Source organism: Pseudomonas sp. KH_024_B2, from assembly GCF_057839965.1.
In genome coordinates this window covers 5,380,796-5,396,263 of sequence record NZ_CM174502.1, presented here as the reverse complement: position 1 = coordinate 5,396,263, position 15,468 = coordinate 5,380,796, and the positions used below count along the sequence as shown (strand labels likewise).

Below are 15,468 nucleotides of genomic sequence, written 5' to 3'. Positions count from 1 at the left end.
TCCTGAAGAGTTTGGTGATCCAGTGTGGGAGCGACGGTGCGGCGATCCGACTTGCCCGCGAAGACGGTGTTCCAGCTGCAAAGCAGGTGGAGGATGTACCGCCCTCTTCGCGGGCAAGCCCGCTCCCACAGGTGAGTTGTAAGGCGCGCTTTAGCCGCGCTTGGTCAGGCCCATTTTCGCCCGGCCTTCGGCAGGGGTCAGAACACGGGCGCCGAGGCGACTGAGAATTTCCGAAGCGCGCTCGACCAACTGACCGTTGGTGGCCAGTACGCCGCGATCCAGCCAGAGGTTGTCTTCCAGGCCGACCCGCACGTTGCCGCCGAGCAGTACCGCCTGGGCAGCCATCGGCATTTGCATGCGACCGATGCCGAACCCGGCCCAGACCGCGTTGGCTGGCAGGTTGTCGACCATGGCTTTCATGGTGGTGGTGTCGGCCGGTGCGCCCCATGGGATGCCCAGGCACAGCTGGAACAGCGGGTCGTCCAGCAGCCCTTCCTTGATCATCTGCTTGGCGAACCACAGGTGACCGGTGTCGAAAATTTCCAGCTCGGCCTTTACGCCCAGCTCTTGAATGTGTTTGGCGCCAGCGCGCAGTTGCGCCGGGGTGGAGACGTAAATAGTGTCGCCGTCGCCGAAATTCAGGGTGCCGCAATCGAGGGTGCAGATTTCCGGCAGCAGTTCTTCAACATGGGCCAGACGGGTCAGCGGGCCGACCAGATCGGTGTTCGGACCGAACTCCATCGGGTTTTCACCGGCGCCGATTTCCAGGTCGCCGCCCATGCCGGCGGTGAGGTTGACGATGATGTCGACGTCCGCCTCGCGAATGCGCTCCATCACTTCGCGGTACAACGCCACGTCGCGGCTGAACTTGCCGGTCTCGGGGTCGCGAACGTGGCAGTGCACTACGGTGGCCCCGGCCTTGGCCGCTTCCACCGCCGCCGCGGCGATTTGTTTGGGGGTGACTGGCACGTGTGGGCTTCTGCCGGTCGTGTCGCCAGCACCGGTGAGTGCGCAGGTGATGATGACGTCGTGGTTCATGAGGCGGCTTCCTTCAGGCGTTGTGAGTCACTGCGCAGCCGTTTGGCGCTGCGCAGATTGATTTGGTTCGGGTTATTTGCTGGTCAGTTTCAGGTTTTCAGCGGCTGGCTTGCCGTCAAAGGTAGTCACGCCTTCAAGCCAGCGCGCCTGGTCTTGCGGGTGATCCTTGAGCCACTGTTTGGCTGATTCGAGCGCGTCTTTGTGATCGAGCAACGGCTGCATCATCCGGCTCTCGTCGGCGGCGGTGAAGGTCAGGTTGCTCAGCAAGCGGCTGACGTTCGGGCATTGCTCGGCGTAGTTCGGCGCGGTGACGGTCCAGACCGTGGCCATGCCTTCATTCGGGCCAAGGGCGTCCTGGCTGCCGGTGAGGTAGGTCATCTTCTGGTTGACGTTCATCGGATGCGGCGCCCAGCCGAAGAACACGATGGCTTCGTCGCGTTTTACCGCGCGGGTCACTGCTGAAAGCATCCCGGCTTCACTGGATTCGACCAACTGGAATTTGCCGAGGCCAAACTGGTTCTTGGCGATCATCTCTTTGATCTGGGTGTTGGCGCCTGAGCCAGGCTCGATGCCGTAGATCTTGCCGCCTAGTTCTTTCTCGAATTTGGCGATGTCGGCGAAGGTTTTCAGGCCTTTGTCGGCGAGGTAAGTCGGTACCGCCAGGGTCGCCCGTGCATCTTTGAGGCTTGGCTCGGCCAGGACTTTGACTTGTTTGCTATCGACGAACGGGGTGATGGTCTGGGTCATCAGCGGGTTCCAGTAGCCCAGGAACATGTCCAGGCGCTGGTCGCGGATACCGGCGAAGATGATTTGCTGGGAGGCGCTGGTTTGTTTGGTCTTGTAGCCGAGGCCGTCGAGCAGGACTTGCGTCATGGCACTGGTGGCAATCACGTCGGTCCAGTTCACTACGCCCAAACGCACGTTCTGGCAGGCGGCGGCGTCGGCCGCCATGGCGCCGGAGCTCAGGAAAGCGGTACCGCTGAGTGCAAGAACACAGCTGCTGATCAGTCGTTTCATGGTGGGTTCCTCGGCAGGTCGTTTATTGTGGGTTCCGGTGTCTTTGTGCGCCGGTGATGCCAAGTTACGCAGCTGAGGGCCTGCGAAAACGCACAGCGGCGACCAGCTCTTGCACAGCAGCGACCTGTTCTCTTGTGCGCAGCTTTCAACTGGCGTATCACCTGTCACACGCTACCCGCCATCCGAGTGCGCTCCATGTCCCAGGATTTCTACTTCTTGTTGATGCCGGGCTTTTCGGCGATTGGTTTTATTTCGGCCATCGAGCCGTTGCGCGTGGCCAATCGCTTTCGTGGCGAGCTGTATCGCTGGCATGTGCTGAGCGCCGATGGTGGGGCGGTATTGGCGAGCAATGGCATGTCGGTCAACGCCGATGCGGCGCTGGAGCCGCTGAAGAAGGGTGCGACCTTGTTGGTGGTCGCGGGTTTCGAGCCGCTGAAATTTGTCACCCCCGCGCTGGAACACTGGCTGCGGCGTCTCGATCATGAAGGCGTGACCCTCGGCGGGATCGACACCGGTAGTGTGTTGTTGGCCGAAGCCGGGCTGCTCGAAGGCCATCGGGTCACCCTGCACTGGGAAGCCATCGATGCGTTCAAGGAGTCTTATCCACAGCTGGAAGTCACCCAGGAACTCTTCGAAATCGACCGTCGGCGCATCACCTCGGCTGGTGGCACGGCGTCCATCGATCTGATGCTCGACCTGATCGGTCAGGCCCACGGCCCGGAACTGGCGATCCAGGTGTCCGAGCAATTCGTTCTCGGCCGCATCCGCCCGCGCAAAGACCACCAGCGCATGCAAATCGCCACCCGCTATAACATTAGCAACAAAAAGCTGGTGCACGTGATCGGCGAAATGGAACAACACAGCGAACCGCCGCTGAGCACTCTGGAACTGGCCGATTCGATCAAGGTGACCCGCCGCCAGCTGGAGCGCCTGTTCCGCCTGCACCTCAACGACACACCGAGCAACTTCTATCTGGGCTTGCGCCTGGAAAAGGCCCGGCAACTGCTGCGTCAGACCGACATGAGCGTGCTGGAGGTGAGCATTGCTTGCGGGTTTGAATCGCCGTCGTATTTCACCCGCAGCTATCGGGCGAGGTTTGCGCGGTGTCCGCGGGAGGATCGGCGCAGGCTGGGGGATGGACGAGAGGTAGTGTGATCGCGTTTCTGAAATGAACACAAGTCTGAAAACGGCCCAAAACCAATGTGGGAGCGAGCTTGCTCGCGAAGGCGAGGTGACATTCAACATTGATGTCGACTGACCCACCGCTTTCGCGAGCAATCGAGCGTCGACCGGCTGCTCCCACATTTGATCGGTTTTGCCTGAAAGACTGAGTTACTTCTTCATCAGCGCCGAACACGCTGCCTTGAACGCTTCATGCTGATACTTGTTCAGCGTCTCAGGCAGCGCGAAATCGAATTTCTTGTTCTGCGCGTTGATGGTCTGCGGTGAGAGCAGGGTTACGTCGCAGTTTTCCAGCAACTGGAAAATCCCTTCGATCTTGAAGGTGGTCGGGCCGCCGGCGAATTCGCCTTTCTTGCTGCGCTTTTTGATGGCGATCCGGTCGATGGCGTTTTCACGAACAAAAGACCCTACCTGAGCGGCAAAGATTTTGACGTTGGCGGCTTCGTCATCGTCGTCGAGGGCGATTTTCTTGGTGGCCAGCGCGAGGTGGCTCAGCACCTGACCGTCGAGGGAGGCCACTGCGATGATTGCTTCGCTGCCCTTGATTTCGATGCCGCAGATTTTCATGTGAATCCTTTGAGTTTCGTTAGATGGTGCGTTTCGGCCCTTCCCACAGGTAATGCGCAAAACTACTCCTGCGCGATCGACTCCAGAAACTCCGACCGTTCGTCACTCATTCGTGCCACACAATCATTTTGCGCAATGGGGTAGGCCTTGCTGCCGGGTTTGGCGGGGAAGGATTCCACGGCACAATCGGCTTCGCGTTGTTTTTGCCACAGTTGCTGGGCGGTTTTGACCTTGCCGGTGATGTCGTTGAGCTGGGCCTTGTCGTTGCCGTACAGGGTACCCAGGCGGTCGAGCAGGGCCTGAACGTTATCGTTCAGCAATTGTTCGGCGGTAGTTTTATTGAACGCCGCGCATTCCACGGTCTGTTGGTCGTTTTCCAGCGCATCGCACGGCGAGTTGTCGGCTTCTTCCGCCGCCTGTACGCCGGTCGCTATGAGTGCCAAAGTCAGGAAGATCGATTTCATTGCGCCACAGCCCCTTTTTTTCAGTGCATATCCAGTGATGCGGCGAATTCTGGCTTAAGCGCAGGGTAAAGAATAGATAGGCTTTGGCCCTCTCTTGAGACCCTTTGTCGCGGATTGACGCTTTCGGCAATTCCCCTGTCGTTTTTGCACCCGGCTGCCCCTGCCCTCAGGCATATGCTGACCCCAAAGCGCCGGCAGACGATTCGGCGCATGAATCGCTAATAGGGGACAGCCTGATGAGCCCAGCCGAATTGCACGCCGACAGCATCGTTATCGACGGGCTGATCATTGCCAAGTGGAACCGTGAACTGTTCGAAGACATGCGCAAGGGCGGTCTGACCGCAGCCAACTGCACCGTGTCGGTGTGGGAGGGCTTCCAGGCCACCATCAACAATATTGCCGCCAGTCAGAAACTGATCCGCGAGAACAGCGATCTGGTGATTCCGGTGAAAACCACCGCCGATATCCGTCGCGCCAAAGAACAGGGCAAGACCGGGATCATCTTCGGTTTCCAGAACGCCCATGCGTTTGAAGACCAGCTCGGCTATGTCGAGATCTTCAAGCAGCTCGGGGTTGGCGTGGTACAGATGTGCTACAACACCCAGAACCTCGTCGGCACCGGTTGCTACGAGCGTGATGGCGGCCTGTCGGGTTTCGGTCGTGAAATCGTCGCTGAAATGAACCGCGCCGGCATCATGTGCGACCTGTCCCACGTCGGTTCGAAAACGTCCGAAGAAGTGATTCTCGAATCCAAAAAGCCAGTCTGCTATTCCCACTGCCTGCCGTCGGGTCTCAAAGAGCACCCGCGCAACAAGTCTGACGAAGAGCTCAAGTTCATCGCCGACCACGGCGGTTTCGTCGGCGTGACCATGTTCGCGCCATTCCTGGCCAAGGGCATCGATTCGACCATCGACGACTACGCCGAAGCCATCGAATACACCATGAACATCGTCGGTGAAGACGCGATCGGTATCGGTACCGACTTCACCCAGGGCCATGGTCAGGATTTCTTCGAAATGCTGACTCACGACAAGGGCTATGCCCGCCGTCTGACCAGTTTCGGCAAGATCATCAACCCGCTGGGCATCCGCACCGTGGGCGAGTTCCCGAACCTCACCGAGACCCTGCTCAAGCGCGGTCACCCTGAGCACGTGGTGCGCAAGATCATGGGCGAAAACTGGGTCAACGTCCTCAAGGATGTCTGGGGCGAATAAGCCTCAAAACCAAATCCATTTCCCTCTGCCGCTCGTGCAGAGGGCAACAAAACGAATTTTCTGGAGTTAAGTTTCCATGGCCAAGATCGCCCCGCAATTGCCTATCGAAGTCGACAGCGAAACCGGTGTCTGGACCTCTGACGCCCTGCCGATGCTGTACGTACCGCGTCACTTCTTCGTCAACAACCACATGGGTATCGAAGAAGTGCTGGGCGCTGACGCCTACGCCGAAATTCTCTACAAGGCCGGCTATAAATCCGCCTGGCACTGGTGCGAGAAAGAAGCTGAATGCCACGGCCTGGAAGGCGTCGCAGTGTTCGAGCACTACATGAAGCGCCTGTCGCAACGCGGCTGGGGCCTGTTCAAGATCCAGGACATCGACCTGGAAAAAGGCACCGCCAGCGTCAAGCTCGAGCATTCGGCATTCGTCTACGTGTACGGCAAGGTCGGACGCAAGGTCGATTACATGTTCACAGGCTGGTTCGCTGGCGCCATGGACCAGATTCTTCAGGCCCGTGGCAGCTCGATCCGCACTGTTGCAGAACAGGTTTACGGTGGCTCCGAAGAAGGCCACGACGACGGCTTGTTCACCGTCAAGCCGTTGTAAGTCGAGGAACCCGCCATGGCTTTCGAAGCAATGTTTCAACCGATTCAAATCGGCAAACTGACCATCCGCAACCGCGTGCTCAGCACCGCGCATGCTGAGGTCTACGCCACCGACGGCGGCATGACCACCGATCGGTATGTGAAGTACTACGAAGAGAAAGCCAAGGGCGGGATCGGCCTGGCGATTTGCGGCGGTTCTTCCAGTGTGGCCATCGACAGCCCGCAAGGCTGGTGGAAATCGGTCAACCTGGCCGACGACCGGATCATTCCGCACTTCCAGAATCTGGCCGATGCCATGCACAAGCATGGCGCCAAGATCATGATTCAAATTACCCACATGGGCCGTCGTTCGCGCTGGGATGGCGAGCATTGGCCAACCCTGCTGTCGCCGTCGGGCATCCGTGAACCGGTGCACCGTGCGACCTGCAAAACCATCGAGCCGGAAGAAATCTGGCGGGTGATCGGCAACTACGCCAGCGCAGCCGCGCGGGCCAAGGCCGGTGGTCTGGATGGCGTTGAGCTGTCGGCAGTGCACCAGCACATGATTGACCAGTTCTGGAGCCCGCGAGTCAACAAACGTACCGACGAATGGGGCGGCAGCTTCGAGAACCGCATGCGTTTCGGTCTGGAAGTGATCAAGGCTGTGCGCAAGGAAGTCGGTCCGGATTTCTGCGTCGGCATCCGCCTGTGCGGTGACGAATTCCACCCGGATGGCTTGTCCCACGAGGACATGAAACAGATCGCCAAGTACTACGATGACACCGGCATGATCGACTTCATCGGCGTCGTGGGCTCGGGTTGCGACACCCACAACACCCTGGCCAACGTTATTCCGAACATGAGTTATCCACCGGAGCCGTTCCTGCATTTGGCGGCCGGTATCAAAGAAGTGGTCAAGGCCCCGGTACTGCACGCGCAGAACATCAAGGACCCGAACCAGGCGACCCGTATTCTGGAGGGCGGTTACGTCGACATGGTCGGCATGACCCGCGCCCACATCGCCGACCCGCACCTGATCGCCAAGATCAAGATGGGCCAGGTCGACCAGATCAAACAATGCGTCGGCGCCAACTATTGCATCGACCGTCAGTACCAGGGCCTGGACGTCTTGTGCATCCAGAACGCCGCAACCTCCCGTGAATACATGGGCGTGCCGCACATCATCGAGAAATCCACCGGCGTGAAACGCAAGGTTGTGGTGGTCGGTGCCGGTCCTGCCGGGATGGAAGCCGCTCGCGTGTCGGCCGAACGTGGCCACGACGTGACCCTGTTCGAGAAGAAAGAATTCATCGGCGGGCAGATCACGACCGCCTCGAAAGCCCCGCAACGGGACCAGATCGCCGGCATCACTCGCTGGTTCCAGCTGGAACTGGCGCGTTTGAAAGTCGACCTGCGCCTGGGCGTGGCGGCGGATGCGGCAACCATTCTCGACCTGCGTCCGGACGTGGTGGTGCTCGCCGTCGGCGGCCATCCGTTCCTGGAGCAGAACGAACACTGGGGCGCGGCTGAAGGCCTGGTGGTCAGCAGCTGGGACATCCTCGACGGCAAGGTTGCGCCGGGCAAGAACGTGCTGGTCTACGACACCATTTGCGAGTTCACCGGGATGTCGACGGCCGACTTCCTCGCCGACAAGGGCAGCCAGGTCGAGATCGTCACCGACGACATCAAACCAGGCGTGGCCATCGGCGGTACGTCATTCCCGACTTACTACCGCAGCATGTACCCGAAAGAAGTGATCATGACCGGCGACATGATGCTGGAGAAGGTCTACCGCGAAGGCGACAAGCTGGTGGCAGTACTGGAAAACGAATACACCGGCGCCAAAGAGGAGCGGGTGGTTGACCAGGTGGTGGTGGAAAACGGCGTGCGTCCGGACGAAGAAATCTACTACGCGCTGAAGGAAGGTTCGCGCAACAAAGGCCAGATGGACATCGAGGCCCTGTTCGCGATCAAGCCTCAGCCTTCGCTGAGCCAGGCGGGTGACGGCTACTTGCTGTTCCGCATCGGCGACTGCGTGGCCCAGCGCAATACCCACGCGGCGATCTATGACGCGCTGCGGCTCTGTAAGGATTTCTAACGGCCTGTGGATAACCTTGTGGGAGCGGGCTTGCCCGCGAAGAGAGCGACTCGGAATGACTGACTGACCGCGTCATCGTTCTTCGCGAGCAAGCTCGCTCCCACAGGTCATCAGGCAAGGCAACTTGGTATTTCCGCCTGCAAGACCCCCGAGGTCTTTGGGAGCTCCACATGTTGAACACCCTTCTTCCAATCCTGTTGTTCGCCGCCCTGGGCCTTGCTGTCCTCGGCGCCTTGCGGCGGGTGGCTATGTGGCGCCAGGGCCGGGCTTCGAAAGTCGACCTGATCGGCGGCCTGTTTGCCATACCCAAGCGTTATATGGTCGATCTGCACCATGTCGTAGCGCGGGACAAATACATTGCCAACACCCACGTCGCCACGGCCGGCGGCTTCGTGCTGGCTGCCGTGCTGGCGATTCTGGTCCACGGTTTTGGCCTGCATAACCGCATCCTCGGCTACGCCTTGCTGTTCGCCTCGGTGCTGATGTTCGTCGGCGCGATCTTCGTGGCCCTGCGTCGGCGCAACCCGCCAGCACGGCTGTCGAAAGGCCCGTGGATGCGTCTGCCGAAAAGCCTGATGGCGTTTTCCGTCAGCTTCTTCCTGGTGACCTTGCCGGTGGCCGGGATTCTCCCTGCGGACTTCGGCGGCTGGCTGCTGGCCGGCGTGCTCGGTCTGGGCGTGTTGTGGGGCGTGTCGGAAATGTTCCTGGGCATGACCTGGGGCGGGCCGATGAAACACGCCTTCGCCGGTGCCCTGCACCTGGCCTGGCACCGTCGCGCCGAGCGTTTTGGCGGCGGTCGTTCGACCGGTTTGAAGCCGCTGGACCTGAATGACCCGAACGCGCCGCTGGGCGTGGAAAAACCCAAGGATTTCACCTGGAACCAACTGCTTGGCTTCGACGCCTGCGTGCAGTGCGGTAAATGCGAAGCCGCGTGCCCGGCGTTCGCTGCTGGCCAGCCGCTGAACCCGAAAAAACTGATTCAGGACATGGTCGTCGGCCTCGCTGGCGGCACCGATGCCAAATTCGCCGGCAGCCCGTATCCGGGCAAAGCAATTGGCGAACACGGTGGCAACCCGCATCAGCCGATCGTCAACGGTCTGGTGGACGCTGAGACCCTGTGGTCCTGCACCACTTGCCGCGCTTGCGTCGAGGAGTGCCCGATGATGATCGAGCACGTCGACGCCATCGTCGACATGCGCCGCCATCTGACCCTGGAAAAAGGCGCGACCCCGAACAAGGGCGCCGAAGTTCTGGAAAACCTGATCGCTACCGATAACCCTGGCGGCTTCGCTCCAGGCGGACGGATGAACTGGGCGGCAGATTTGAACCTCAGCCTGCTCAGCGAGAAAAAATCCACCGACGTGCTGTTCTGGGTCGGCGATGGTGCGTTCGACATGCGCAACCAGCGCACCCTGCGCGCCTTCGTCAAAGTGCTGAAAGCGGCCAAGGTCGACTTCGCAGTGCTCGGCCTCGAAGAGCGCGACAGCGGCGACGTGGCCCGGCGTCTGGGCGATGAGGCGACCTTCCAGCTGTTGGCCAAACGCAACATCCAGACCTTGGCCAAATACAGCTTCAACCGCATCGTCACCTGCGACCCGCACAGCTTCCACGTGCTGAAAAACGAGTACGGCGCCTTCGACGGCAACTACCTCGTGCAGCACCACAGCACCTACATGGCAGAGATCATTGGCGAAGGCGCACTGAACCTCGGCCAGCACAAAGGCAGCAGCGTGACCTATCACGACCCGTGCTACCTCGGCCGCTACAACGGCGAGTACGAGGCGCCGCGTGAAGTGCTGCGGGCGTTGGGCATCGAGATCAAGGAAATGCAACGCTCCGGTTTCCGCTCGCGCTGCTGCGGCGGTGGCGGCGGTGCGCCGATCACCGACATTCCCGGCAAGCAACGGATCCCCGACATGCGCATGGAAGACATCCGCGAAACCGGCGCAGAGTTGGTGGCCGTGGGTTGTCCACAGTGCACCGCAATGCTTGAGGGCGTGGTCGAACCACGGCCGTTGATCAAGGACATTGCCGAACTGGTAGCCGATGCGTTGCTCGAAGACGCAACGCCGGGAAAGCCATCGGCACCGGCCAAACGTGAACCTGCGGAGGTGCATTGATGAGCGACATTATCCGCCGCGACCCTCGCGCTGAATGGATCGCCCGCAACCGTCTGCACCCGCTGCACGCGGCCATGCAGCCGGTTGAACATAGCTGGATGGGGCCGAACGGCATCATTCGCAAGAATCCTCACGGCATCGGTTTCATCGGCCCCAACGGGATCAAACGGATTGACCGCAGCGGCGCTCAGCAGGGCGGGGCGACCAAACGCTCAGCCGCAGTTGAAGTGCAATTGCCGCTGCATCAAGTGGCTGCACCTGCGTTCTACATCAGCGTGGTACCGGATATGGTCGGCGGCCGTTTGAGCAGCCACGACCGTGACTTGCTTGGCCTGGCCCATCAATTGGCCGGCAACGACGGTGCAGTGCTGGCCGTGGTCTTCGGTGAGCACAAGGAAAACACCTTCGCCACGGCTGGCGTTGACCGCTTGCTGGTACTTGAGGGCGATGAATTCAGCGGTTATGCACCGGAACAACGGGTCCAGGGCCTGCGGGCTGTGGATAACCAGTTCAGCCCCCGTCACTGGTTGCTGCCGGACAGCCGCAGTGGTGGTGGCGAACTGGGTCGACGTTTTGCTGCTGCCTTGGGCGAACGCCCGGCCACTCGAGTCTGGCAGGTCAAGGATCAGGAATGCATTGGCCGCGCCGGTGCTGGTTTGCAGGATCTCGCACGACCAGTGGCTCGCTTGATTCTGGCCGCCGTCGAATGCGCCGAACCGGTCAGCGAAACCCGTCACGAGGCCTTGCCGGTGGAGTTATCCACAACCGTCGCACGCAGCCTGTCGCGGATCGAAGATCTGGGCGCGGTGGCGGTGGACCCGGCGGCGATTCCGATGGCCGAAGCCGAGTTCATCTTCTCTGGCGGCAACGGGGTCAAGGACTGGGAACTTTTCCACAGGACGGCCGAGGCCTTGGGCGCGACCGAAGGCGCATCGCGAGTGGCAGTGGACGATGGTTTCATGGCGCGCGACCGTCAGGTCGGTGCGTCCGGCACCTGGGTCACCGCCAGGGTTTACGTGGCGGTGGGCATTTCCGGGGCGATCCAGCACCTGCAAGGCATCGGTGCCTGCGACAAGGTGGTGGCAATCAACCTCGATCCGGGTTGCGACATGATCAAACGGGCCGACCTGTCGGTGATCGGCGAAAGTGCCGAGATTCTTCAAGCCTTGATCGCGGCGGTAGAGGCTTACCGCAACGAAGCCAAGCGCGATGCGGCTTAAGGGAAGGAAAGGGTTATGAGCACGAAAATCATCAGCCTGGTGTCCATCGGCGCCCACCCGACCTCCGGCCGGCCACGCCGCGCCGAACAGGATGCACGGGCGGTTGAACTGGGTTTGCAACTGGCTGGGGATAACCTGCAAGTGCTGCATGCCGGCGACGTCGCCGAACCCGCGCTGCGGGCCTATCTGGGCATGGGCCTGGAACAGTTGCATGTGCTGGAGCAACCGGTCGGCGCGGATGCGCTGCCGGCATTGACCGCTTATTTGCGTGACGCCGGGGCGCAGGTCGTGCTGACCGGCAGCCAGGCGGAAACCGGTGAAGGCTCGGGCATGTTGCCGTTCCTGCTGGCGGAAAGCCTTGGCTGGCCGCTGGTAGTGGGGCTGGCTCAGGTCGAATCCATCGATGGCGGTTCGGCACTGGTGCTGCAGGCCTTGCCTCGCGGGCAGCGTCGTCGCTTGAAAGTGCGCCTGCCGTTTCTGGCGACTGTGGATAACGCAGCGCCCAAGCCTCGGCAGAGCGCCTATGGCCCGGCGCGGCGCGGGGTGTTGCAGGCGGATGAAGTCGAAGTCATCGACGATGAACTGCTGGCGGTGGCGACATTGCAACCGGCCAAGCCACGACCCAAACGCTTGAAAGTGATCAAGGCCAAGAGCGGTGCCGATCGCATGAAAGCCGCGACGGCCAAGGCCAGCGGCGGCGGTGGACAGGTGCTCAAGGGCGTGAGTGCGCAGGCGGGTGCCGAAGCCATTCTCAAGTTGCTGATTGAAGAAGGCGTGGTCCGCCAGGGTTAAGCGACTGCAACAATCGGTCATAAAACCGTCTGCCTGGCCGGTTGTTACGCATCAACCTGCGCGCTAAAAAGGTCGCTTAATGTTCTGTGGAGTCACATCAATGGAAGTTGAATTCCGTCCGGCTTTGCGCACGGATACGCGCGAGATTGCTCGTTTGTTCCAGATTTCGTCAGAGGGGGCTTCAGATTATATTTGGAGCCAGCTGGCGGCGCCTGGGCAGGATCTTCTGGAGGTGGGCGCCACTCGTTACGCCCGTGAAGATGTCGATTTTTCCTATCAGAACTGCCTTGTCGCGCAGGCACAGGGACGGGTCATCGGCATGATGCACAGCTATGTGATGCGTCACGATCCGTTGGCGGCTCCCGTGACCGACCCGGTCCTGGCGCCTTATGCCGACATGGAAGTCCCCGATACCCTCTATATTTCGAGCCTGGCCCTTCATGAAGGTTGGCGAAACAAGGGGCTGGGTGTGCGCTTTCTCGAGCGCGCTCAACAGCGCGCCGATCAACTGGAGCTCGAAGGCCTGAGCCTGATCGACTATGCAGCGAATACCGGGGCCCGGCGTTTTTATGAGCGCCACGGTTTTGGCATCGTCAAAACCTGCCAGGTCGTTCCTCATCCGATGATTCGGGTGACGGGTGACGCCTATCTCATGCATCGGCCTTAGGGCGATCCCCGTCATTGGGGTGAGCATTGGGTTACCCACAATCCCTGTTAGCTCTTCTGTGGATAACATGTTCGCCCCTCGCTACACCTCCCGCCAATCAAGCCTTCCAGCCCTTCGTACAAAAAACGACCAGTCTAACCCACGGTTTTTTCGGGCTTTTTCCACAGAATAACTTCGCTCACAGACCAATACTTGCCCCCAATCTCTGTTGGCGCTTCTGTGGATAAGATGTTCGCTGTCCGCTACAAGCCATATAAAACGTGGCTTTTAGTGAGTTGGTCAAATAATGTTCAATTGGGCCTTTTCCCCCACTAATCCTCCCGCAAAAGCCCGAATTCTCGCGGCTTTCAGCGGTTTTCCACAGAACCTGCAAAGTTGCCCCCAAAGTCTGTTGGTGCTTCTGTGGATAAGGTGTTCGTCATCCCTTGTACGCCATGTAAAACGTGGCCTGCAAGCTTCTGGTTAAAAAACAGACAATGCCTGGTTAAAACCCTGCTTCTGGATAAGTCACGGTTTTTCTTCGGGTTTTGTGAATAAAATGGGCCCGTCATCCACAGTTGTCCCCATTTGCTGTGGGTGGAGGTGTGGATAACTTGTTCGCTAAACCCTGCAAGCCACGGTCCGTATAGGCCGCAACGCGATAGGTCAGATTTCATACAGTTCTAAGGCACTTCCTTGACTTCAATCTGTCGCCTGTCTTCACCCTCATGGCACAAGGATAGCCGTCACTTATCCACATCTGGTTCAGGGAGAACGTGTGATGGATAGCCAGCCGTATCGCTCGCACCCAAGCCCCTGCATGACCTGTGTTCCGACACCCGTCACCTTGCTGCGTAAACGGATTCACCGTCGCGGTGGGATCGCGGCGTCGCGCCTGTCCCGCTGTGGTCGGAAACGCAAAATGCGCGGGATGAGGCGTACCCGGATCGGGTGTTGAACGGTTATGTGAAGGTGCGGCTGGTGGGGGAGAACATCGTCGAGGAATTTATTGGGGAGGATGGGTCGGTGCGGTGGTCTTCAAGTTGATCAGGTGAATGTAAGACCGCTATCGCGAGCAAGCTCGCACAGTTGACCGAGTCGTTCACAGATTTTGTGTACGCCACCGATCCAATGTGGGAGCGAGCTTGCTCGCGATGCTTTTATTGCGCCGCGACGCCCTTGAGGTAGGCTGGAGCTTCGGCGCCCAGGTTGTTCAGCAGACGCTCGCTGTACCAGTCCACAAAGTTCACCACACCAAACTCATAGGTCTTGGAGTACGGGCCAGGCTGATACGCGGTGGAGTTGATCCCGCGCTGGTTTTCTTCGGCCAGACGACGGTCCTGGTCGTTGGTCGCATCCCAGACCTGGCGCATGCGCTCGACGTCGTAATCCACGCCTTCGACCGCGTCCTTGTGGACGATCCACTTGGTGGTGACCATGGTTTCCTGGGCACTGATCGGCCACACGGTGAAGACGATGATGTGATCGCCCATGCAGTGGTTCCACGAGTGCGGCAGGTGCAGGATACGCATCGAACCCAGGTCCGGGTTCTGGATCCGGCCCATGAGTTTTTTGCAGCCCTGTTTGCCGTCGATAGTCATCGACACGGTGCCCTTGAGCAGCGGCATACGCACGATACGGTTACGCAGGCCGAAGCTGGCGTGAGCGTAAGGAATTTTCTCGGCTTCCCAGGCGGCAGCGGAGGCCGCCACGTGGTCCTTGAACGCCTGATCGGCGCGCGGGTCGGTGACGTCGTCCCATTCCAGCAAGGTTTTCAACAGTTCCGGGTGCGCCGCGTTGCAGTGGTAGCACTCGCGGTTGTTTTCCAGCACCAGCTTCCAGTTGGCTTTTTCGAACAAGGTGGTCTGAATCGCCACCTTGGTGTTCTCCATGTCGTACGGTTCCATGTAATGGTTCAGTGTCGACAGGAAGTCATCGATGGCCGGTGGATTCTCCGCCAGGCTGATAAAGATGTAACCGCCGGCAGTCTTCACATTCACCGGTTTGAGGCCGTATTGCTTCATGTCGAAGTCGGCGCCCATCTCGGTGCCGGCGAACAACAGGCGACCGTCCAGCTCGTAGGTCCACTGGTGATAGTGGCAAACCAGCTTGGCGACCTTGCCTTTCTCGCTGGTGCACAGCCGTGAACCGCGGTGGCGGCAGACGTTGTGGAAGGCATGGACCTGACCTTCGGCGCCACGAATGACAATGATCGGGTTCTTGCCGATCTGCAGGGTCAGGAAATTGCCCTTGGTCGGGATTTCGCAGGTCATGCCGGCGATCAACCACTCTTTCTGGAAGATTTCCTGCATATCGATATCGAACAGCCGCTCATCAGAGTAAAACGGCTGCGGCAAAGAAAAAGTCCGCTCGCGGGTTTGCAGCATTTCTGCGGTGGCCTTGCGTGCGGGTTCCAGCGGATCGCCCAAGCTCAGGGTTGCGGTGACGTCCATCGTTTAAGTCCTCATGGCCATTCTGTGTGGCCGGCGAAAGTGGCTAATCAGGGTGCTACGCAAGGCTAATAA

At 59.9% G+C, this 15,468-nt stretch carries 13 protein-coding genes and 1 pseudogene; 9 read left to right on the top strand and 5 right to left on the bottom strand.

All coding sequences use genetic code 11. From position 1 onward, the window contains the following. Positions 1 to 150 precede the first annotated feature (150 nt). Together cdhC and choX are read right to left on the bottom strand one after the other, a co-directional pair. On the bottom strand, positions 151 to 1,038 hold the full coding sequence (gene cdhC / locus AC3I0A_RS25110; protein ID WP_489375208.1) for a 3-dehydrocarnitine:acetyl-CoA trimethylamine transferase CdhC: 888 nt from the start codon (positions 1,036 to 1,038) through the stop codon (positions 151 to 153). A gap of 72 nt (positions 1,039 to 1,110) precedes the next feature. Beyond that, positions 1,111 to 2,055: a choline ABC transporter substrate-binding protein gene (gene choX, locus AC3I0A_RS25105; protein WP_489375207.1), complete on the bottom strand. Its 945-nt coding sequence runs from the start codon at positions 2,053 to 2,055 to the stop codon at positions 1,111 to 1,113. Positions 2,056 to 2,250: 195 nt separating this feature from the next. Between choX and AC3I0A_RS25100 the strand changes: the two genes are divergently transcribed. Next, positions 2,251 to 3,210 (top strand): GlxA family transcriptional regulator, encoded by a 960-nt coding sequence (locus AC3I0A_RS25100; protein WP_489375206.1) that lies wholly within the window; start codon positions 2,251 to 2,253, stop codon positions 3,208 to 3,210. Between the two features lie 177 nt (positions 3,211 to 3,387). On the opposite strand, the gene AC3I0A_RS25095 is transcribed toward AC3I0A_RS25100, so the two are convergent. Together AC3I0A_RS25095 and AC3I0A_RS25090 are read right to left on the bottom strand one after the other, a co-directional pair. After that, complete coding sequence (locus AC3I0A_RS25095) at positions 3,388 to 3,804, bottom strand: DUF3010 family protein (RefSeq protein ID WP_489375205.1); 417 nt, start codon at positions 3,802 to 3,804, stop codon at positions 3,388 to 3,390. A 62-nt stretch (positions 3,805 to 3,866) separates the two neighbouring features. Beyond that, the gene (locus tag AC3I0A_RS25090) at positions 3,867 to 4,268 is read right to left on the bottom strand and encodes a lysozyme inhibitor LprI family protein (RefSeq protein ID WP_489375204.1); all 402 of its coding nucleotides are present in this window, start codon (positions 4,266 to 4,268) and stop codon (positions 3,867 to 3,869) included. Between the two features lie 236 nt (positions 4,269 to 4,504). Here AC3I0A_RS25090 and AC3I0A_RS25085 point away from each other — a divergent pair, with 236 nt between their 5' ends. From AC3I0A_RS25085 to AC3I0A_RS25050, 8 genes and pseudogenes are all read left to right on the top strand, one after another. Continuing rightward, positions 4,505 to 5,482 (top strand): dipeptidase, encoded by a 978-nt coding sequence (locus AC3I0A_RS25085; protein WP_489375203.1) that lies wholly within the window; start codon positions 4,505 to 4,507, stop codon positions 5,480 to 5,482. 76 nt (positions 5,483 to 5,558) lie between these two features. Continuing rightward, on the top strand, positions 5,559 to 6,089 hold the full coding sequence (locus AC3I0A_RS25080; RefSeq protein ID WP_150807153.1) for a DUF5943 domain-containing protein: 531 nt from the start codon (positions 5,559 to 5,561) through the stop codon (positions 6,087 to 6,089). Positions 6,090 to 6,104: 15 nt separating this feature from the next. Beyond that, positions 6,105 to 8,165: a dimethylglycine demethylation protein DgcA gene (gene dgcA / locus AC3I0A_RS25075; protein WP_008008115.1), complete on the top strand. Its 2,061-nt coding sequence runs from the start codon at positions 6,105 to 6,107 to the stop codon at positions 8,163 to 8,165. A 170-nt stretch (positions 8,166 to 8,335) separates the two neighbouring features. Beyond that, positions 8,336 to 10,285 carry a dimethylglycine demethylation protein DgcB gene (gene dgcB, locus AC3I0A_RS25070; RefSeq protein WP_489375202.1) on the top strand — a complete coding sequence of 650 codons (1,950 nt, stop codon included), beginning with the start codon at positions 8,336 to 8,338 and terminating at the stop codon, positions 10,283 to 10,285. Beyond that, the gene (gene etfA, locus AC3I0A_RS25065) at positions 10,285 to 11,505 is read left to right on the top strand and encodes an electron transfer flavoprotein subunit alpha (protein WP_489375201.1); all 1,221 of its coding nucleotides are present in this window, start codon (positions 10,285 to 10,287) and stop codon (positions 11,503 to 11,505) included. Before dgcB ends, etfA begins: the two co-directional genes overlap by 1 nt. A gap of 15 nt (positions 11,506 to 11,520) precedes the next feature. Next, positions 11,521 to 12,297, top strand: a complete 777-nt coding sequence (gene etfB / locus AC3I0A_RS25060) for an electron transfer flavoprotein subunit beta (RefSeq protein ID WP_007907548.1) — start codon at positions 11,521 to 11,523, stop codon at positions 12,295 to 12,297. Positions 12,298 to 12,397: 100 nt separating this feature from the next. Continuing rightward, positions 12,398 to 12,964, top strand: a complete 567-nt coding sequence (locus AC3I0A_RS25055) for a GNAT family N-acetyltransferase (protein WP_489375200.1) — start codon at positions 12,398 to 12,400, stop codon at positions 12,962 to 12,964. 882 nt (positions 12,965 to 13,846) lie between these two features. Then, positions 13,847 to 13,990: pseudogene (locus AC3I0A_RS25050) on the top strand (metallophosphoesterase); the annotation flags it as partial. 113 nt (positions 13,991 to 14,103) lie between these two features. Here AC3I0A_RS25050 and gbcA read toward each other — a convergent pair. Beyond that, on the bottom strand, positions 14,104 to 15,396 hold the full coding sequence (gene gbcA, locus AC3I0A_RS25045; protein WP_489375199.1) for a glycine-betaine demethylase subunit GbcA: 1,293 nt from the start codon (positions 15,394 to 15,396) through the stop codon (positions 14,104 to 14,106). Between the last annotated feature and the right edge of the window lie 72 nt (positions 15,397 to 15,468).